This window comes from Xanthomonas sp. WHRI 10207, assembly GCF_040202975.1.
Lineage (GTDB): Bacteria > Pseudomonadota > Gammaproteobacteria > Xanthomonadales > Xanthomonadaceae > Xanthomonas.
The window spans coordinates 65,974-86,450 of the sequence record NZ_JBEGDX010000010.1 but is presented as its reverse complement, the minus strand read 5'-3'; the positions used below and the strand labels follow the sequence as shown (position 1 = coordinate 86,450).

General features: G+C 65.1%; 14 protein-coding genes and 1 pseudogene. 7 read left to right on the top strand and 8 right to left on the bottom strand.

The annotated features are described in order from the left end of the window. Positions 1 to 189 precede the first annotated feature (189 nt). Genes ABQU90_RS22660 through ABQU90_RS22645 form a run of 4 tightly spaced genes read right to left on the bottom strand, consistent with a single transcriptional unit; the run spans position 190 to position 5,334 of the window. Positions 190 to 468 (bottom strand): hypothetical protein, encoded by a 279-nt coding sequence (locus ABQU90_RS22660; protein ID WP_323523482.1) that lies wholly within the window; start codon positions 466 to 468, stop codon positions 190 to 192. Next, entirely contained in the window at positions 458 to 2,806 is a 2,349-nt protein-coding gene (locus ABQU90_RS22655; protein WP_323523483.1) for an FdhF/YdeP family oxidoreductase, read from the bottom strand. Before ABQU90_RS22655 ends, ABQU90_RS22660 begins: the two co-directional genes overlap by 11 nt. After that, the gene (gene fdhD / locus ABQU90_RS22650) at positions 2,803 to 3,648 is read right to left on the bottom strand and encodes a formate dehydrogenase accessory sulfurtransferase FdhD (RefSeq protein ID WP_055851798.1); all 846 of its coding nucleotides are present in this window, start codon (positions 3,646 to 3,648) and stop codon (positions 2,803 to 2,805) included. The genes ABQU90_RS22655 and fdhD overlap by 4 nt, the downstream gene beginning before the upstream one ends. A 6-nt stretch (positions 3,649 to 3,654) precedes the next feature. Then, positions 3,655 to 5,334: an OFA family MFS transporter gene (locus ABQU90_RS22645; protein ID WP_055851795.1), complete on the bottom strand. Its 1,680-nt coding sequence runs from the start codon at positions 5,332 to 5,334 to the stop codon at positions 3,655 to 3,657. 377 nt (positions 5,335 to 5,711) lie between these two features. Here ABQU90_RS22645 and aptA point away from each other — a divergent pair, with 377 nt between their 5' ends. The 5 genes from aptA (at position 5,712) to ABQU90_RS22620 (ending at position 15,316) form a co-directional block, all read left to right on the top strand. After that, positions 5,712 to 7,064: an omega-aminotransferase AptA gene (gene aptA / locus ABQU90_RS22640; protein ID WP_323517677.1), complete on the top strand. Its 1,353-nt coding sequence runs from the start codon at positions 5,712 to 5,714 to the stop codon at positions 7,062 to 7,064. A 242-nt stretch (positions 7,065 to 7,306) separates the two neighbouring features. Then, a complete protein-coding gene (locus tag ABQU90_RS22635; protein WP_323523484.1) occupies positions 7,307 to 8,161 on the top strand; it encodes a plasmid replication/partition related protein in 855 nt (284 codons plus the stop codon). A 577-nt stretch (positions 8,162 to 8,738) separates the two neighbouring features. Beyond that, positions 8,739 to 10,043, top strand: a complete 1,305-nt coding sequence (locus ABQU90_RS22630; protein WP_115560084.1) for a DUF445 domain-containing protein — start codon at positions 8,739 to 8,741, stop codon at positions 10,041 to 10,043. 151 nt (positions 10,044 to 10,194) lie between these two features. Beyond that, the gene (locus tag ABQU90_RS22625; RefSeq protein ID WP_323523485.1) at positions 10,195 to 14,289 is read left to right on the top strand and encodes a CHASE domain-containing protein; all 4,095 of its coding nucleotides are present in this window, start codon (positions 10,195 to 10,197) and stop codon (positions 14,287 to 14,289) included. Positions 14,290 to 14,323: 34 nt separating this feature from the next. Continuing rightward, complete coding sequence (locus ABQU90_RS22620) at positions 14,324 to 15,316, top strand: HD-GYP domain-containing protein (protein ID WP_115562284.1); 993 nt, start codon at positions 14,324 to 14,326, stop codon at positions 15,314 to 15,316. A 9-nt stretch (positions 15,317 to 15,325) separates the two neighbouring features. Here ABQU90_RS22620 and ABQU90_RS22615 read toward each other — a convergent pair whose 3' ends face one another. Beyond that, a complete protein-coding gene (locus ABQU90_RS22615) occupies positions 15,326 to 15,652 on the bottom strand; it encodes a hypothetical protein (protein ID WP_323523486.1) in 327 nt (108 codons plus the stop codon). Between the two features lie 420 nt (positions 15,653 to 16,072). Here ABQU90_RS22615 and ABQU90_RS22610 point away from each other — a divergent pair, with 420 nt between their 5' ends. After that, on the top strand, positions 16,073 to 17,509 hold the full coding sequence (locus ABQU90_RS22610; RefSeq protein ID WP_115553976.1) for a DHA2 family efflux MFS transporter permease subunit: 1,437 nt from the start codon (positions 16,073 to 16,075) through the stop codon (positions 17,507 to 17,509). Positions 17,510 to 17,692: 183 nt separating this feature from the next. Beyond that, positions 17,693 to 17,792: pseudogene (locus ABQU90_RS22605) on the top strand (transposase); the annotation flags it as partial. Between the two features lie 119 nt (positions 17,793 to 17,911). On the opposite strand, the gene ABQU90_RS22600 reads toward ABQU90_RS22605, so the two are convergent. The 3 genes from ABQU90_RS22600 to acuI form a co-directional block, all read right to left on the bottom strand. After that, positions 17,912 to 18,664, bottom strand: coding sequence for a hypothetical protein (locus ABQU90_RS22600; protein ID WP_323523507.1), 753 nt, complete (start codon positions 18,662 to 18,664; stop codon positions 17,912 to 17,914). 406 nt (positions 18,665 to 19,070) lie between these two features. Further along, a complete protein-coding gene (locus ABQU90_RS22595) occupies positions 19,071 to 19,493 on the bottom strand; it encodes a hypothetical protein (protein WP_323523489.1) in 423 nt (140 codons plus the stop codon). Beyond that, positions 19,490 to 20,476 (bottom strand): acrylyl-CoA reductase (NADPH), encoded by a 987-nt coding sequence (gene acuI / locus ABQU90_RS22590; RefSeq protein ID WP_323523505.1) that lies wholly within the window; start codon positions 20,474 to 20,476, stop codon positions 19,490 to 19,492. Before acuI ends, ABQU90_RS22595 begins: the two co-directional genes overlap by 4 nt. Between the last annotated feature and the right edge of the window lies 1 nt (position 20,477).

Sequence of the window (20,477 nt, the reverse complement as noted above, 5' to 3'; positions counted from 1 at the left end):
TGGCGGCATGGATGCCGCCATCGAGCCCCCAGGGACGGGTTCACGGCGTGTCCCGCGAGCGGTGAGGGCACCGCGCACTCGATTGCCTAAGCTTCAACCTAGCAGCCGAAAGTCCAGCGATGGTGGCTGGGCAAGGAGCAGTCAGGCATATCGGCGCGCATGGTTTTCAACAAACAACCAGCAAGTTATTCAGCCGCCTTGCGGCGCTTGCGCCGTTTCGCGCTGTGCGTGCTCTGCCAACCCGGCAGACGTCAACACTGCAAATTGCCGATCGCTGCGCTCTTCCACGTGAATCCAACCCGGGCCTGGCTGGCCATCCAGGTTGGCACTGCCCAGCCACGCGAGCGTGCGCAACAACACGCTCATGCGCACGCCCAGCTGCTTGCACAACCGCGAAAGCGACACGCCCTCGGGCGTGTCGGCCAGCGCCTGCAGCAGCTGCGCGGTGAGCTGCGGATCAGCGGACAAGTACCGCTCCGATATCGCGCGGCGCCGCGTCGGCGGTTTCGGCGCGATGCGGCAGCACGATCACCGGAATCGACTTGGAGGTCGGGGTGCGTGCTTCGTCGGCAAAACTCGACAGCGGCACCAGCGCATTGGTTTCCGGGTAATACGCCGCCAGACAGCCGCGCGGAATGTTGTAGTCCACCAGCAAGAAACGCCGCGCCTCGCGATGCACGCCGTCTTCGCACAGGCTTTCCAGATCCACCCAATCGCCGGCCTTCATGTTCAACGCGGTGATATCGGCGCCGTTGATGAACAGCACGCGGCGCTCGCCGAACACGCCACGATAGCGATCGTCCAGCCCGTAGATCGTGGTGTTGTACTGATCGTGCGAGCGCGTGGTGGCGAGCGTAAACACCATCTGATCGCCCCGCGAACGCCGCGCGCGATGGATCGGGTTGTCGGTGGGCACCGCGTGCGCTTTGAACACCGCACGCTGCTCGGGCGTCACCCAGTTACGGTCGCGCGCGGTGTTGGACAGGCGGAAGCCGCCCGGCGTGCGCACGCGCTGATTGAAGTCGACAAAGTCCGGGAACACCTGCGCGATCAGCTCGCGCACGCGGTCGTAATCGCCCACCAGCCAGCGCCAGCGGATCGCGCTGCGCGCGCCCAACGTGGCTTCGGCCATGCGCGCCACGATCGCCGGCTCGGAAAGCAGATCCGGCGAGGCCGGCGGATTGATGCCGGCCGACAGGTGCACCATGCTCATCGAATCCTCCACCGTCACGCCTTGCGAGCCGGCGTCCTGGATATCGATTTCGGTACGCCCCAGGCATGGCAGGATCAACGCATCGCGCCCATGCACCAGGTGGCTGCGATTGAGCTTGGTGGTGACATGCACGGTGAGTTCGCAGTTGCGTAGCGCGCGGTGCGTGGCATCGGTATCCGGCGTGGCGGCGGCGAAGTTGCCGCCCATCGCGAAGAACACCTTGCCGCGCCCATCCAGCATCGCCTCGATCGCACCGACGGTGTCGAAGCCGTCTTCGCGCGGCGGCGCAAACCCGAACACCGACTGCAGCTTGTCCAGAAACGCGGCCGGCGGTTTTTCGTAGATCATCATCGTGCGGTCGCCCTGCACGTTGCTATGCCCGCGCACCGGGCACACGCCTGCGCCGGGGCGGCCCAGATGGCCGCGCAGCAGCAGCAGGTTGGTGATCATGTGGATGGTGGCCACCGAGTGCTTGTGCTGGGTAATGCCCATGCCCCAGCACGCGATCACACGCTCGGCCTTCAGATAGATCTCGCCAGCCTTGCGCAACTGCGCTTCGTCCAGGCCGGACTCTTCGACGATGGTGTCCCAGGCTTCCGCATGCACATCGGCAGCGAATGCGTCGAAATTGGCGGTGTGCTCGGCAATGAACTCCAGATCCAGCAAGCGCGGCGTACCATCGCGCTGGGCCTGCGCATCGCGCTCCAGCACATGTTTGATGATGCCCTTCAACGCCGCCAGGTCGCCGCCGATCTTGAGCTGGAAATAATCCGAGGCAATGCGCGTGGAACCGTTGTGCAGCATTTCCAGCTTGTCTTGCGGGTCGGCGAACTTTTCCAGCCCGCGCTCGCGCAGCGGATTGAACGCCGCAATCGCCGCGCCGCGCTTGGAGGCCTGACGCAACTCGCCCAGCATGCGCGGGTGATTGGTGCCCGGGTTCTGGCCGAAGATGAAGATCGCATCGGCCAGCTCGAAATCGTGCAACGACACCGTGCCCTTGCCCACACCGATCTGCGAACGCAGCGCGGTGCCGGATGGCTCGTGGCACATGTTGGAGCAGTCCGGGAAGTTATTGGTGCCGAACTCGCGGACGAACAACTGATACAAAAACGCCGCTTCGTTGCTGGTGCGCCCTGAGGTATAGAAGATCGCCTCATCCGGGGTCGCCAGGCCATTGAGATGGCCCGCGATCTGCGCAAACGCATCGTCCCAGCTCACCGGCACATAGTGGTCGGTGGCGGCGTCGTAGCGCATCGGGTGGGTCAACCGGCCCTGCCCTTCCAGCCAATAGTCGCTGTACTGCGACAACAGGCTGACGCTGTGCGAGGCGAACAATTCCAGCCCGGCGCGGCGCGCGGTGGATTCGGCGGCTACGGCCTTGGCGCCGTTTTCGCAGAATTCGAAGGTGGAGGTATGGTCGCGATCCGGCCAGGCGCAGCCCGGACAATCGAAGCCGTCCGGCTGGTTGGCGTGCAACAGCGTCTTGGCGCCCTGCACTGCAATGTCCTGTTCCATCAGGTGCTTGGCCACCGAGCGCAATGCGCCCCAGCCGCCCGCGGGATTGTCGTACTGCTTGATGGTTTTCTTGCTCATGCGGGCTCTCCCACGGCAACGCCCAGATCCAGGCGTTGTGGATGGCTGTAAACAACACAATCGTGATTGCGGGCAAACCCGATCAGGGTCAGTCCCGCGCTGTCGGCCAGGCTGATCGCCAGCGCGGTAGGTGCCGAAATCGCTGCCAGCAGCGGAATTCGGGCCTGCGCGGCTTTCATGGCCATTTCATAACTGGCGCGGCTGGTGACCACCGCAAACCCTTGCGATGCATCGATGCGCGCGCGCGCCAATGCACCGATCAATTTGTCCAACGCGTTATGGCGCCCGACGTCTTCGCGCACCAACTGCACCACGCCGTTCGCATCGGCCCAACCGGCGGCGTGCACCGCGCCGGTCTGCGCGGCGATCGGCTGCTGCGCATGCAACGCATCCAGCGCACGCGCCAACGCATCGGCGTCGATCTGCAGCGTCGACTGCACGCGCGGCGGCACACGCAGCACCGCCTCGATCGATTCATTGCCGCACACGCCGCAACCGCTGCGTCCATCCAGATTGCGCCGCCGCTGGTCCAACGCGGCCGCGCGCTCGGGTGGAATCTCGATCTGCAACGAAGCGCCTTCCAGAAAGGTCTCCACCGCGACCACGCGCAAGTCCTGCGCGTGATCGACGATGCCTTCGCTCAACGAGAACCCGAGCGCGAAATCTTCCAGGTCCTCCGGCGTCGCCATCATCACCGCGAACGGCACCTGGTTATAGATCAGGGCAACCGGCATTTCGGCCGCCACCATGTCTTGCACCGTGGCACCGCGACCGCCGCGATGGCGGACAACCGTGCGCACCACACTACCGGGGCGCACCGTGCGGGAAGACGGACTGGTCATCTCACCTCAATGGAACAGCACAAAGGCTTTCTGCAGCGTCACCCAGATACCGAACGCCATCGGGATGCCAACCGCCAACCAAGCGAACGCGACCACTGCGGGGTTGCCGCCATGCCCGATCCGCGCCATCTGTTCCGGCGGCAGCACCGCATGCCCGCTGCGGTCGACCTTCTCGTGCGCCAGCTGCTTCTCGCGTGCCAGTTCGTCGGGCGTCATGAAGTGACGCGCAGCCACCGGGCGCACCAACAGATTGCAGATCAGGCCGAGCACGAGCATGCCGGCGAGGATGTACATGGTGGTGTTGTAGACCTGTGACGGCGGGCTGCCGTGTGCCAGCTGGTACTCGCGCATGTAACCCACCACCACCGGGCCGAGAATGCCGGCGGTGGCCCAGGCGGTCAGCAGACGGCCGTGGATGGCGCCAACCATCTGGGTACCGAACAGGTCGGCCAGATAAGCCGGAATGGTGGCGAAGCCGCCGCCGTACATCGACAGGATGATGCAGAAGATGCCCACGAACAGCGCGATGCCGCCCACGCCACCGGCCGACGGCGCCGCTGCGTACAGGCAGATGCCCAGCAGGAAGAACAGCGTGTAGGTGTTCTTGCGGCCGAGCTTGTCGGACATGCTGGCCCAGAAGAAGCGGCCACCGATGTTGAACAGGCTGAGCAGACCGGTGAAGCCTGCCGCGATCGCCGCGATGCTGGCCAGCTGAGCCGTATCCAGGCTGCCGAAGCCGATGTCCACGCCGATCAACCGGCCGCCGAACACTTCCTGCAGCATCGGCGAGGACATGCCGATCACGCCGATACCGGCCGAGACGTTCAGGCACAACACGCCCCACAGCAGCCAGAACTGCGGAATGCCCCAGACCTTGCTGACGTGCACGTGGTTGGCGGTGATCATGGCGTTGGTGCTGGCCACCGGCGCAGTCCAGCCAGCCGGGGTCCAACCGCTCGGCGGCACGCGATACCCGAAGGCGCCGGCCATCATGAAGACGAAGTACAGCGCAGCCATGACCAGGAAGGTTTCCATCACGCCCACCGAGGTGGGTGTGGCGAAGTGGCGCATCAGCGCGTCGGCCAGCGGGCTGCCGATCATCGCGCCGCCGCCAAAGCCCATGATCGCCATGCCGGTCGCCATGCCGCGACGGTCCGGGAACCATTTGATCAGGGTCGACACCGGCGAGATGTAGCCCAGCCCCAGACCGATACCACCGATCACGCCCGAACCCAGCCACAACATCCAGATCTGATGGAAGTGGATACCGGCCGCCGAAATCACCAGGCCGCCACACCAGCACAGCGCCGAAACCACACCGGCCTTGCGCGGGCCGGCACGTTCCAGCCAACCGCCCCAGATCGCCGCCGAGCAGCCCAGCAGCACGAAGAACAGGGTGTACATCCACTGCAGCTCGCTGATCTTCCAGTCGCAGGTGGTCGCCACCATGCGCGCGAACAGGCCCATGTCGGCCGGGCAGGCAATCGCTTCGGTGATCCCCAGCGCCTTGGACAGCGGCAGCCAGAACACGCTGAAGCCGTAGGCCATGCCGATGCACAGATGGATCGCCAGCGCAGCCGGCGGGACCAGCCAACGATTGAACCCCGGACGCGCAATGATGCGCTCCTTGGATAGCAGACCGGCGTCTGCGCCACTGGCTGTCGCCACGGTGGACCCTTGCGTCATTCCCATTCCCCAAAAATAAAGTGCGATGAACTGCGATAAAGACGATTGACGGCTGCGATCGTTTAGCGTGTTGCGATATAAGCAGCGGCGACGACCAGGCCCAACCAGCGGTTGTCTGGCGCATCATCGGCAATCCTTGCAGCTTTGCAATGCTTGGCGACGCCTCGCAGCGTTCCAACGCATTGCCACACACACGCCACGCAAGCGTTCCTTGAGATTAGCGGCCGGCGCTGCGACTAATTGACTAGTTCTTATGCATTAGATCGATGGGCATCCGCCAGGCCTGCGCGGGCATATCGCCCATTCCTGCCCGCGGCGGGGTGACGCCCGAGGCGATGGCTGGGTACAGTCGGGCGACCCCCGTGACGGAGCCGGCCATGCACGACCCACTTCCGCGCGACGATGCGCCTGCGCTGCAGACACCGGCGCAGCTGGATGCGTTCTGGATGCCGTTCACCGCCAACCGGCAGTTCAAGGCGCGCCCTCGCCTGCTCGCCTCGGCCGCCGGCATGTACTACCGCGATGTCGACGGCCGGCAGATCCTGGATGGCACCGCAGGCTTGTGGTGCTGCAATGCAGGACACGCGCGCGAACGCATCGTGGCGGCGATCCGCGCGCAGGCCGGCACGCTGGATTTCGCCCCGACCTTTCAGATGGGCTCACCGCTGCCGTTCGTGCTGGCGCAGCGCCTGGCGGCCATCGCGCCGCCCGGCCTGGGCCATGTGTTCTTCACCAACTCCGGCTCGGAAGCGGTGGATAGCGCGATGAAGATCGTGCTGGCCTACCACCGCCTGCGCGGCGAGGGCCATCGCACCCGCTTTATTGGCCGCGAGAAGGCGTATCACGGGGTCGGCTTCGGCGGCATGTCGATCGGCGGGCTGCCCAACAACCGCAAGTGGTTCGGCCCGCTGCTGGCCGGCACCGATCATCTGCGCCACACCCTGGATCTGCAGCGCAACGCCTACTCACGCGGACTGCCGACGCACGGCGCGGAACTGGCCGACGACCTTGAACGGCTGATCACCCTGCACGACGCCTCCACCATCGCCGCGGTGTTCGTCGAACCGGTGTCCGGCTCGGCCGGGGTGATCCTGCCGCCGGAAGGCTATCTGCAACGGCTGCGGGCCATCTGCGACCGCCACGGCATCCTCCTGGTGTTCGACGAGGTGATCACCGGCTTCGGCCGCGTCGGCGAGGCGTTCGCCGCGCAGCGCTTCGGCGTCACGCCCGACATCATCACCGCCGCCAAGGGGCTGACCAGCGGCACCGTGCCGATGGGGGCGGTGCTGGTGGCCGATGCGATCCATGACGCGTTCATGCACGGGCCGCAAAACGCCATCGAACTATTTCATGGCTATACCTACTCCGGTCACCCGCTGGCCTGTGCGGCCGCGATTGCGACCCTGGACACCTATGCCGAGGACGGGCTGTTTTCGCGTGCGATCACGCTCGGCCCGCAGTGGGAAGACGCGCTGCACAGCCTGCGCGGCCTGCCGCACGTGATCGACATCCGCAACGTCGGCCTGATCGGCGCCATCGAACTGGCGCCGCGCGATGGCGCCCCTGGTGCACGCGGCTACGAGGTGTTCGAGCGCTGCTTCCACGACGGCGGACTGCTGGTGCGGGTCACCGGCGATGTCATCGCGCTGTCGCCACCGTTGATCGTCACCCCCGAGCAGATCGGGCAGATGGTCGAGACGCTGGCCGGGATCCTGCGCCTGGTGGACTGAGCGCGGCCGGCGGCATGGGTGCGTTGCAGGCATAGGCACGCGGGCCCTGGCTGCGCGCTGCAGGGGCTTCGCCGCGTCGGCTCCCGCCGTACGCGCCGCTCGCCTGAAGATAGCCGGTGACGGCGCGCGTGGGCATTCCACGACGGCGCTCGCGTGTCACGGGCGCGGGTACCACGTCAAGCGCGCAAAGCCGGAGCAGGCTCTCTACAATGCCGGCCCCGCACTCCCCCCGCAGTTGCCCCATGAACATCGTTGTCAAAGAAGAACTCAAGGCCTACATCGACCCGCTGACACCCGACGAGCACGAGGCGCTGGAGCGCAGCCTGCTGGCCGAAGGCTGTCGCGATGCCTTGGTGTTGTGGGGCGATGTGCTGGTGGACGGCCACAACCGCTACGGCATCTGCCAGAAGCACGGGCTGGAGTTCCAGACTGTGCAGAACCCACGCTTCCAGTCGATGCAGGACGTGCACCTGTGGATGATCGAGCAGCACCTTGGCCGGCGCAGCGTGTCCGACTTCCAACGTGGCGTGCTGGCGCTGCGCAAGCGCGAGATCCTGGCCGCCCGCCAGCGTAGCCAGCGCGAGGCCGATGCCGCCGCCGAGGCGCCAGTGGTGGATGACGCACAGGCCGATACCGGCCTCGACGACAGCGCGGCCCGCGCGACCGACGACACCGACAGCCCGCCGTGGGAGGAAACCTCCACCCCGGTGAGCCGCGCCGAGCTGGCACGCGAAGCACGCCTGAGCAGCAACCAGGTGGTGATGATCGAGCGCATCCACAAACAGGCCGCGCCGGAAGTGGTGCAGGCAGTGAAGGCCGGCGAGATCTCGATCAGCGCCGCAGCCGCCGTGGCCACGCTGTCGGAAGACGAACAACGCGCCGCCGCGCAGGCCGGTAAGGCCGAACTCAAACAGGCCGCCAAGCGCGTGCGCGACGCCAAGCGCAAACCCAAGCCCGACGAGGCCGAAGGCGGCGAAGCCGAGCGCCGCGACGTCAAGGCCTTGCAGCGCCGCGTCACCGAACTGGAAAACGAAAACGCCGCACTGCAGTCCAAGGTGACCGCATTGCAAGCGCAGCTGGAGCGCCTGCGCGGCTGAGTCCGCGCATCCACTGGCCAGCAGCCATCACGTAGGAGCGCACCTGGGCGCGATGGGCGTTCCCAGGAAAGCCCATCGCGCCCGGGTGCGCTCCTACGACAGTCATCGATGCTTTGGCAGAGCTCGAGGTCGCACCCGTTGCAAGCGCAGCTGCAGCGCCTGCATGGCTGCGTACACGTACCCACTAGCCAACAGCCATCACGTAGGAGCGCACCTGGGCGCGATGGGCGTTCCCAGGAAAGCCTGTCGCGCCCGGGTGCGCTCCTACGACAGTGATCGACGCTTTTGCACAGCTTGAAGGTTGCCCAGTTGCAAGCGCAGCTGCAGCGCCTGCGCGGCCGACTTCGCGCACCCACTAGCCAACAGCTCGCGTAGGAGCGCACCTGGGCGCGACGGGCAGTCCCGATAAAGCCCGTCGCGCCCGGGTGCGCTCCTACGACGGCAACAGACGCTTGGTCGCACCGTTGCGAGCGCAGCTGGAGCACAGGCACCGACGTCACGGCCACCGGCAGCCGCCCGCGACGTCGCCCACCTGCCGTGGACATGCCCTGGTCAAACGAGTGGGTACACTTCGCGGATGGAACCCAGTCTCAGCGCTCCCCGCCCCATCGATCCCCGTCGTGCCCAGCTGCAGCGCATGAAGCTGTTGGCGGTGGCCTTGCTGCTGGCGATGTTTGCCGGCTTTATCGTCAGTCACCTGATGGGCGAGCAAGGCATCTGGGCGTGGGTGTCGGCCTTCTGCGAAGCGGCGACCGTGGGCGCACTGGCCGACTGGTTTGCGGTGGTGGCGCTGTTTCGCCGTCCGATGGGCCTGCCGATCCCGCACACCGCCATCCTGCCGCGCGGCAAGGAGCGGCTGGCCGATGGGCTGGCGGTATTCGTGCGCGATCAGTTCCTTGCGCCCGCTGCGTTGATGGAAAAGCTGCGCGTGTTCGACCCCGCCAGCCGCCTCGGCGAATGGCTGGCCAAACCCGAGCAGTCGCGCATGCTCGCGCAGATGGCACGCGGCTGGATGTTGCAGGCGCTGGAGCTGCTGGACGAAGCCGCCGTGCGCAGCGCCATCCAGCGCTTCGTGGTGGACCGCCTGCGCAAGTGGAATGCTGCCGCGACGGTTGGCGATGTGATGGCGCTGCTCACCACCGACGGGCGCCATCAGAAATTGCTCGACGAAGTGTTGCTGCGGTTGGGCGAATGGCTGGACCAGGAACAGGTCAAGACGCGCGCGTCTGCATTGATCGTGCGGTATGCGCGCCGCGAATGGCCCAAGCTGGTCGGCACAGTGAACTGGATCAAGCCGATCGAAGAGATCGGCGACAGTCTGGCCGACCGCATGGCGCGTGCGGCCATCGAAGAACTCCAGGACATTCTCAAGACGCCCGAGCATCCAATCAGGCTCGACTATGAAGCGTGGCTGCAAGGCTACATCGCGCGCCTGCGTGACGAGCCGGAAATGGCTGCGCGTGTAGAAGAACTCAAGCAACGTGCCATCCAACATCCCGCGCTGCAGGAATACGTGCAGAGCCTGTGGGGCGAGATCCGCGATGCGCTGCGCAACGATCTGGCGCGTGAAGAGTCGTCGATGGCTGCGCACATGGAGCGCTCCATGCAATCGCTCGGCCAGGCGTTGTCGCAAGATCCGTCACTGCGCGACGCACTCAACCAGCATATGCTGCAGGCAGCCGACAAACTCACCACGCGCCTGCGCGCATCGGTCACCGAGCACATTGCATCGACAGTGAAAAGTTGGGACGAACGTCACCTCGTCGAACAATTGGAATTGGGTGTCGGACGCGATCTGCAATACATTCGCTTCAACGGGACGTTGGTCGGTGGATTGATCGGCCTTGCGCTTCATGCATTATCGATTTGGCTATCGTTCTGATGCACTGAGATGACGTTGATCGCCCAACAGGCTAGCGTGCAGCAACTGGGGAGACTGCACGCAGCCGGATGATCGTCAGGCGGTACCGCGAGGTCGACGTTGCCGTCGGCCAGGACACTGGGCACGCAACAGGCAAGGCGAAGGAACGAAAATGCCGAATGGCCGCTGGGATCTGCGCAGGAAATACGGGCGCCGCGTCTTTATCAGCGCACTGCTGATCCTTACCGCAGGTTTGATCGCCGCCATCGTCACGGGGGTCTGGCTGCAGCGGCATAACGAGCTCGAGCGCGAGCAGCGCTTTCAGTATGTCGTGCGCACCCTCGCCCGCAATATCAGCGAACGTATGTACACCTTCGAGCACGGCTTGCGCGGCGCGCGCGGTGCGGTGATCGGTGCCGGCAGCGAGGTCATCAGTCGAGATCGCTTCACCCTGTACAGCCGCTCGCGCGATTACGCGCGCGAGTTTCCCGGCGTGCTGGGCTACGGCTACATCCATCGGGTCGCGCCTGCCGACGAGGACGCGTTCTTGCAGACCGCGCGCGCCGACGGAGCACCGGATATCCACCGCCGCTTGCTGGCGCCGTGGGATGGCGAACGTTACATCGTGCTGTACTTCGAACCCGAGTCGTCGGGCAATCGCCCCATCGGTCTGGATATCGCGTCCGAACCGCGCCGCCGCGCTGCCGCATTGCAGGCCGCACGCAGCGGCGAGCCGATCATGACCTCGCCGGTCTCGCTGTCGGGCTATCGCGTGCCCAACGAGAGCGGCTTTCTGGTCTTGCTGCCGGTGTATCGCGAAGGCATGCCGCTGCAAACGCCACAGCAACGCATGGCTGCCACCAACGGCTGGGTGTATGCGCCTTTCAGCGTCGAGCAGATGGTGAAAAGCGCATTGGGCGAACTCGACGATGTGGCGCTGGATCTGTCCGATCGCAACGAGCCGACCCATAACTTTTATCGCAGCGGCACTCCGGCCGGCGACAGCGCGCGCTGGCGGCCGGTGGTGCAGCTGTTGCCCATCTACGGGCGCACCTGGATCGTCACCGCCCACCCCACGGCCAGCTTTGTGGCGTCGCTCAACCAGACCTCGCCGTGGCTGGTGGGCGGCCTGGTCATGGCGGCATCCGTACTGTTTGCGGCGTTGCTGGGGCTGTACTTCAGCAACGGGCTGCGCCGCGAAGAGGTGTTGCGCAAGCAGATGGAACTGGCCGCACTGGTCAGCCATTCCAGCGAGGCCATCGTGGCCGAAACCCCGGATGGCCGCATCACCCACTGGAACCCGGCCGCAGAAGCGATGTTCGGCTACACCGCAGAGGAGGCGATCGACCAGGACCTGACGTTGCTGCTATCGCCGCAACCGTATGCGATGCCGCAGATCGAGCACGCCGATGAAGCGTACCCGACCAATGCCTCGGCCGCACAGAGCATGCGCCACCGCGATGGTCATCAGGTGCATGTGCTGGCGAGCAAGGCACCCATCATCGAACCGGATGGCACGCTCAGCGGGCACTCGCATTTTTTCCGCGATATCTCCGAGCGGGTAAGGTCGCATCAACGCATCGTCGACCTCAATGCCTCGCTCGAACATCAGGTGGCCGAGCGCACCAGCGAGCTGGTGAAGTTCTCGGTCTTGCAGCGCGCGATTCTGGCGCATGCCGGTTACGCCATCATCGCCACCGACTCCAGCGGCTTTGTCACGCTGTTCAATCGCGCCGCAGAAAAGCTGCTCGGCTATAACGCAGAGGATGTGATCGGCCGGCGCAAGGCCAGCCAGTTCGTCGAACCGGAAGAACTGCAGGAGCGCGCGCACCTGCTGTCCGAGCAGACCGGGGTGCCGGTGGCGCACACGCTGGAAGCGGTGGCCGCGCTCACCAGCCTCGGCCGCAGCGACACCAGCGAATGGACCTATGTCGGTCACGACGGTCGCCGCCTGCCGGTGTTGCTGACCCTGAGCACCCTGCGCGACGACAACGATCAGGTGATCGGTTACCTCGGCGTTGCGGTGGATCTCACCGAGCAAAAACTGCACGAAAAACAGCTGCGTCTGGCAATGGATGCCGCCAAGAGCGCCAATCAGTCCAAGTCCGATTTCCTGGCCAACATGAGTCACGAAATCCGCACCCCGATGAACGCCATCCTGGGCATGTTGTATCTGCTTCAGCGCAGCGAGCTTCCTGGCGCGGCGCAGGACATGGTCACCAAGATCGATCGCTCCGCACGCACCTTGCTGGAAATCATCAACGACATCCTGGACTTCTCCAAGATCGAGGCCGGGCGCATCGATCTGGAACGCGCGCCGTTCGATCTCAACCAACTGTTCGACAACATCGCCGACCTGATGCGCTCCTCGCTCAGCGCCAAACCGGTGGAGATGATTGTCGAGCCGCTGCCGCGCGACAGCCGCTGGCTATTGGGCGATGCGCTGCGCATCAACCAGGTGCTGGTCAATCTGGTCGGCAACGCGATCAAGTTCACCGAGCAGGGCGAAGTGGTGCTGTCGGTGCGGCGCTTTCCCAGCGGCGATCCCAACAAGGTCAAGCTGCTGTTCTCCGTGCGCGACACCGGCATCGGCATTTCCAAGGAAAAGCAAAGCCTGATCTTCTCGCCGTTTCTGCAGGCCGACACCTCGACCAGCCGGCGCTATGGCGGCAGCGGTCTGGGCCTGACCATCAGCCGACGGCTGATCGAACTGATGGGCGGCGAGCTGGAAGTGGAAAGTGTGCCCGGCCGCGGCAGCGAGTTCTATTTCGTGGTGACCCTGGAGAAGGCCGCGCCACCCAAGGCGCAGCAGGACCTGCCGGCGCTACCGCCGGAAGCGATGCCGCGCGTGCTGATCGCCGACGACCACGATGCCGCGCTCAGCAATCTGGTGCGGATCACCACCGACCTGGGCTGGCGCGTGGATGCAGTGGCCAGCGGCCAGGCCGCGCTGCAGGCGATCGAACAGGCCAGCGAGCCCTACGACATCTTCCTGCTCGACTGGCGCATGCCCGACATCGATGGCGTGGCGATCGCGCGCGAAATCCGCGCACGTGCCGCCCCTGGTCCGCATCCGGTGATCGTCATGGTCACCGCCTACGAGCGACGTCTGCTGGAACAGCATCCCGAGCAACAGGATCTGGACGCGGTAATGACCAAGCCGGTGACCAGCGCGGCATTGCATCGTCTGGTGGAACAGTTGGTCGACCAGCGCCCGGGTGCACGTCCGGTCACGCCCACCTTCGTGGCACGGCGGCTGGAAGGCACGCACCTGTTGCTGGTCGACGACAGCGAGATCAACTGCGAGGTGGCGCAGCGCATTCTTGAGGGCGAAGGCGCCATGGTCACCGTCGCCCACGATGGCGAGCAGGCGGTCAACACCCTCAAGCGCGCGCCGGATCTGTTCCATCTGGTGTTGATGGATGTGCAGATGCCGGTGGTGGATGGCTACGAAGCCACCCGCCGGCTGCGGCAGATCCCTGCCCTGGCCAGCCTGCCGGTGATCGCGCTGACCGCTGGCGCATTCCGCCCGCAACAGGAAAAAGCGCTGGAAGCGGGCATGAATGGTTTTATCGCCAAGCCCTTCAATGTCGAGGAACTGGTCACCGCCATTCGTCACTTCATGCATCCCGGGATGAAGCGCATTCCATCGCTGCCGCACGAAACCGACATGGCGGCCGGCCCCGAGTGGCAGCACGACGATCCCGAGCTACTGGACGCCGCGCGCGCGCGCAGCCTGTGGCGCGACCGCGAGCCGTACGCGCGTTACCTGAGCAAGCTGCTGCGCGACAATCCGGACCCGGCCGAAGTCGCGGCCGAACACCTGCGCCGCAACGAACTGCCTGCCATCGGCGCAATGGCGCACAAGTTGCGTGGTGCGGCGGGCTCGCTGGCGCTGCCGGCACTGGCCGGTGCTGCAAGCGATCTGGAAACGCGTATCGAAGATGGTCAAGACATCACCGCCTCGTTGATTGCGCTCAAGGATGTGATGCAGCGCACCGCCGAGGCGATTGGCGTCTTTTTGCAAGACGACGAAACCACTGCGGCAGCCAAAGACGACGCAGTCGCGCTGGACGCCGGCAGCCTGCAGATCCTGGAGGTGGCTCTTTCCACCGACGACGCCGACAAGATCGACCACGCGCTGTTGATCTGCGCACCGCACCTGCCGCCTGCGTTGCAGGAAGAACTGCAACGCGCCGTGGAGGACTTCGATTTCCGCCGCGCGCAGGCCACCCTGCACGACTGGCAAGCCACCCACCCACGCTGACGGCGATCTCCCGTGCCGTCGGCAAGGACCACCCATGCCGTCCCGTCCCCTGCTGTGTGTCGACGACGAGTCCAGCAACCTGGCGACCCTGCGCCAGCTGTTGCGTGACGACTTTCCGCTGGTGTTCGCCAAAACCGGCGGCGAGGCGCTGGACGCGGTGGCGCGCCACGCGCCTGCGTTGATCCTGCTGGATGTCGAACTCCCAGACATGGATGGCTATGCGGTGGCGCGCACGCTCAAGCAGCAACCCTCCAGCAATGCCATCCCGATCCTGTTCGTGACCTCGCGCAACAGCGAGCACGACGAGCGCGCCGGGCTGGAAGCGGGCGCAGCCGATTACGTCAGCAAACCTTATTCGCCGGCCTTGCTCAAGGTGCGCATCAATACCCAGCTCAGGCTGGCCGAAAGCGCGCGCCTGGCGCAGCAATACCGCGATGCGATCCATCTGCTGGGCACCGCCGGCCAAGCCCAGGACGCCGACACCGGCGCGCATATCTGGCGCATGGCGGTGTATGCCCGAGTGCTGGCCGAAACCGCCGGCTGGTCGCCGCAGCAGGCGCAGATGCTGCAGGATGCCGCGCCACTGCACGACGCCGGCAAGATCGCCGTGCCCGGCAGCATCCTGCACAAGCCAGACACGCTGGACGAGCACGAGCGCTCGGTGGTGCGGCAGCACCCGCAGGCCGGACACGACCTGCTACGGCACGGCCGCGGACCGGTCTTCCAGATGGCCGCCGAAATCGCACTGCATCACCACGAATGCTGGGATGGCAGCGGCTATCCCACCGGCCTGGCCGGCGAGGCCATTCCGGAATCGGCACGCATCGTCGCAGTAGCCGATGTATTCGACGCGCTGTGCGGACGGCGCGCCTACAAGGCGCCGTGGACGGTGGAAGACGCGATGCGCAAGTTGGAAAGCATGTCGGGCAAGCAATTGGAACCGCGTCTGGTGCAGCATTTCCGCGAGTCCCTGGCGAGGATCCTGCTGGTCAAGGAGGCCTGGGACAGCCCGACCGCACAGCGCTGATCCCACACTTCAGGAAGCGCTGCCGGCTGCACATTGCTTGTTGCTTGTTGCTTGTTGCTTGTTGCTTGTTGCTTGTTGCTTGTTGCTTGTTGCTTGTTGCTTGGTGCTTGGTGCTTGGTGCTTGGTGCTTGGTGCTTGGTGCTTGGTGCTCGCCATCGCAGCACGGTCGGCATGCATATCACCTCCCTTCTCCCACCGGGAGAAGGTGGCGCGCAGCGCCGGATGAGGGTACGACGCAGCCATCGCCATCCAATGAACCTGGGCGTTGCTTTGCGCGCTATGCCAGTCGCTTTGTCGCTGCCTAGCAACCACAGCCACCCGCACGGAAACCTGCATTCCCTTCTCCCACCGGGAGAAGGTGGCGCACAGCGCCGGATGAGGGTACGACGCAGCCATCACCACCACGCCCCCAGCTGTCGCCTCCACGCAGTGCCGTTGCTATCCCGCGCGCCACCACACGACCGGCTCGAACATTGGCGCATCCTTTCCGACCGAGAACGCGGCCAATCTGCGAGAGAGGAAGCAGCGCTCCGGAGCGCATCCATCCACTGAGGACGACCGCGCGCGCCCTGCCCCCGCAGCAGCTTGCCCCCCACGCCAGCCACACTCCCAACCGCACGCAGCGTTGCCGCCACGCGCTTGAACCGTGCGCCACGCAGGCGGACAATGCCCATGCTGCGCCGCACAACACCGTGCGACGCGGGCCGATCCGGTGCCTCCAGGCGTCGTGGACGCGGCCCGGCAACCGAGAGTCCGATGTCTTCCAGCGTGTCCGAGGCCGGCGTCACGCCGCCGCGTTATCCCGACTACCGCATCATTTCGTTGATCCTGGCGTGTGCCATTTTCATGGAGCAGATGGACGCCACGGTGCTGGCGACCGCGCTGCCGACGCTGGCGCGCGACTTCGGCGTTGCCGCGCCCGCCATGAGTATCGCCATGACCAGCTATCTGCTGGCGCTGGCGGTACTGATCCCGGCCAGCGGTGCCATCGCAGACCGCTTCGGCCTGCGCCGGGTGTTCGGCGCTTCGATCTGGGTTTTCGTGGGCGGCTCGATCCTGTGTTCGCTGGCCGACAGCCTGCCCACCATGGTGGCCGCGCGCGTACTGCAAGGCGCCGGCGGCGCGATGATGGCCCCGCTCGGGCGCTTGATCCTGCTGCGCACCGTGGAGCGCCGCCACCTGGTGTCGGCGATGGCCTGGACGCTTGTCCCCGCCTTCATCGGCCCGATGCTGGGCCCGCCGCTGGGCGGCTTTTTCGTGTCGTATCTGGATTGGCGCTGGATTTTCTATATCAATGTACCGATCGGCATTGCCGGCTTTTTGCTGGTGCGCCGTTTCATCCCGGAAATTCCTACCGACACCGCACCGGCACGCTTCGACCTGCGCGGCTTCGTGTTGTGCGGCATGGCGCTGGGCTGCTTGTTGTTCGGCCTGGAAATGGTCAGCCAGCAGGACGGCATCGGCATGGCCAGTTGGTTGCTGGCCACCGGCGCGGCCGCGTCGGTGGGATATCTGTGGCATGCGCGCCACCACCCGGCACCGCTGCTGGATCTGACCCTGCTGCGCATCGACTCGTTCCGGCTGTCGGTGATCGGCGGTGCGCTGATGCGCATCACCCAGGGCGCGCAGCCGTTCCTGTTGCCGTTGCTGTTTCAAATCAGCTTCGGTTTCAGCGCCGCGAACAGCGGGCGGCTGATTCTGGCCACCGCACTCGGTGCGTTGCTGATGCGCACCATCACCCCGCAATTGCTGCGCCGCTTCGGCTACCGCAACAGCCTGATCGGCAACGGCGTACTGGCCAGCCTGGGCTACATGGTGTGCGCGCTGTTCCGGCCCGACTGGCCGCCGGCGCTGATATTCGGCCTGCTGTTGTGCTGCGGCGCCTTCATGTCGTTCCAGTTCGCCGCCTACAACACCATCGCCTACGAAAACGTGCCCAGCGTGCGTATGAGTCGCGCCAGCAGCCTGTACACCACCTTGCAGCAGCTGATGCTATCGGTGGGTGTCTGCGCCGGCGCGATGATTCTCAAACTGGCGATGCTGGCCGGCGATCACACCCAACCGGCGCAACGCGATTTTTCGCTGGCGTTCTGCGTGGTCAGCCTGATTTCGCTCAGCGCCACCTGGTGGCATGTGCGCTTCGACAAGAACGCCGGGCAGGAAATGAGCGGACATCGGGCTTCGCGCGGCTGAAACCCCTGTTGCTTAAACGGCGGGCGTGCAGCGCGCCCAGGTTGGCGCTCTGGCACAAGAGATCCAGCATGTGAACGGCGAGCCCGTGAAACTGGCCTTTGTCGACTAAGGGCATACGGCAGATATCCTGCTGCTGCGCACGAAGAGAGCATCGAACTGCATGTGGTGACGTTGCAGGAAGCGAAGAAAGGTTTCGTGCTTCTGCCACGTCGCTGGGTGGCCGAACGCAGCTTCGGCTGGGTCAACCGCTTCAGGCGGTTGGCCCGGGACTACGAGCGCCTACCTGAGATATTGGCAGGGCTCCACTTCGTGGTCTTCAGCATCCTGATGCAGGGGGAATGCTGCCAACCTGCTCCAACGTCCATAACATGCTCTAGGCGCCGCGAGAACGTCGTCAGTTCTCTAGAATTCCGCTTCCTTGCTAGCAGGTTGAAGCACTTGCTGCCCCAGATTGTTGCCGATGTTGAGGAACCCGATCCCGCCCGACAGCCCTTGTGCTTGCATGGCCTGCGTTTGCACGACCGAAGAATAATCCGCAAAGAAATCGGGCGTGCGCCATTGCGCGGAAATCGATTCGCGGCTGCCACCCAGATCGTTGTTCCAGGTCACGGCTTTCTGCGAACCGGGCGAACCGAACTTGCGCTTGAGCAGCTCCATCACGCGCGGCTGCGCCTCGAACCCCGTGGTGTTGAAGCGCAAGGCGATCACACGCCCGTTCTGCAGTAAAACCAGGCCGCCCGCACCTTCCAGAGAAAAAGCGTCACCTGCGCCCGCGCCGATCGACATGCCGATGGGCGCGACCCACGCCGGGAACTCAGCCGTGGCGAAGACCAGGTAAGCGTATTCGCCTGGCCCGAACTCGGTATTGCCCACGGCCATGTTTGTCGTGCCGGGCGCGACGCACAACCCTGTTGCCGGTGGAGTGGCCTTCAGCGGCTCCGGCGGCGGGGCCGTCAGCTTGTTGAACGCCCTACCCCCTAATCCTGTGCTGCGGCGGCGGGCAGCTGGAGCGGGTAAGGATAGTTGGCAAACGGGCAGCGTCAATGGCGCCCCTAATTTGATGCCGAATATGTCAGTTTCCGCCGCAGAGACCGAGACGGTAGGCGCCATGGTCAGTAACACGACAAGCGAACTGGCGGCTGCAGTGATACGCATACGGCTGTAATCCAAGCTGGATCATGATCGAAACGGAAGCATATCCCCTGTTGCTGCTCGGCGCTGCGCTCGGCTGCAAAAGCGTAGCTGACCAGATGGGATGAAAGGGTGACCTCCATCTTTTCCGCGTATTGCTGCATCGACAAGCCTTGCGCCTGTGTTGGGTCCACGTTGCTGGTCTGGGGCTTGTCAAAGGCGCTGAACTGCTGGATCCCCTGCACTTCACCATCAGCGCCCGTGCAGTGCGGGTCACCGTCGCCTTGGTCCTGCCGGCGCTGTCCAATGTGGCTATTGAACGCGCCATTCCGGTGGAGCACCGGGCCGAGAAAGTGTGTTAACCCTCTTGCCGCGTGTCCAAGCCTTTCAGTTGCATGACGGCACGCAACAGGCTGCCGTCATGCATCGATCAACGCGCGCGGTTATTGCGTCGCTGCGTCGCCTCTGCACGCGTGACCAAAAGGAACGCCAGCGGAAGCCCGATTTCGATGGCAACCGCCGGGAAAATACCGGCGTTGACATGCCCGGCAGCCCATTCCGACACGCCCAACACTGCCAACGATAGGCACGCGGTGGCAAAGCCGGCAATCACCGCGCGGCGCCCCGGCGATGGCGGTGCCGCGCGTACCAGCAACAGCATCACGCCGATGGCCGCATACATCGGCGCGGCGCGGCGACCGACCACGCCTAAAGCGTTGCTGTCGAAGGCGACGCCCCAGTTGGCCAGCATGGTCGCAGGCGCCAGCAACCAGACAGCGCCCAGCGCGAAAAACAATAGGGCCGACAGCGTGGCCAGGTAGCGGAATGCCCGCGATGCAGTGGGCGCGCTCATGCGTTTACATCCACGACAGTACGTCCCTGCACCTTGCCATCCAGCAGCTGGGCGGCAATCTGCGGCACCTCCGCCAGCCCGACTGTCGTCGTGGTCAATGCCAGCTTGCCCAACTCCAGATCGCGCGCCAGACGCGACCACGCCTGCAGGCGCACCGCCTGCGGCGCGTTGACCGAATCGATACCGGCCAACGTGACGTTGCGCAAAATGAAAGGCAGCACCGAGGCCGGCAATTGAATTCCCTGCGCCATGCCGAAGGAGGTCACCACGCCGCGATACTGGGTCTGCGCAAGCGCGTTTGCCAGCGTGTGGCTGCCCACCCCATCCACCACGCCTGCCCAGCGCTCCTTGCTGATCGGCGCGCCGGGTTCGGACAGAGTGCTGCGGTCGATGACCTCGGCAGCGCCCAGGCTGTGCAGATACGCGACCTGCTCCAGCCGGCCGGTGGAGGCGACCACGCGATACCCCAAACCTGCCAGCAAGGCGATGGCCACCGAGCCGGCGCCGCCATTTGCGCCGGTGACCAGGATGTCGCCGCGTTCGGGGGTCAGCCCGCCGTGCTCCAGTGCCATCACCGCCAGCATGGCGGTGTAGCCGGCCGTGCCGATCGCCATTGCATCGTGGGTGGAAAATGCCGCCGGAATCTTGATCAACCAGTCGCCAGGCACCCGCGCCTTCTGCGCGTAGCCGCCATGATGGGTCTGGCTCAGGCCCCAGCCATTGGCCAGTACCCGGTCTCCCACCGCAATGCCGGGATCGCTGGACGCTTCGACCACACCGGCAAGATCGATGCCGGGAATCAGCGGAAAACGGCGAATGATCGGGCCGCGTCCGGTGACCGCCAACGCGTCCTTGTAATTGACGGTCGAGTAGTCGACGGCAATCGTCACCTCGCCCGGCATGAGGTCGTCTTCGTTGAACTGCACGAGTTCGGTGGTCACCGTCTCGCCGGTTTGCGTGGCGAGCAATGCATTGAAGGTCATT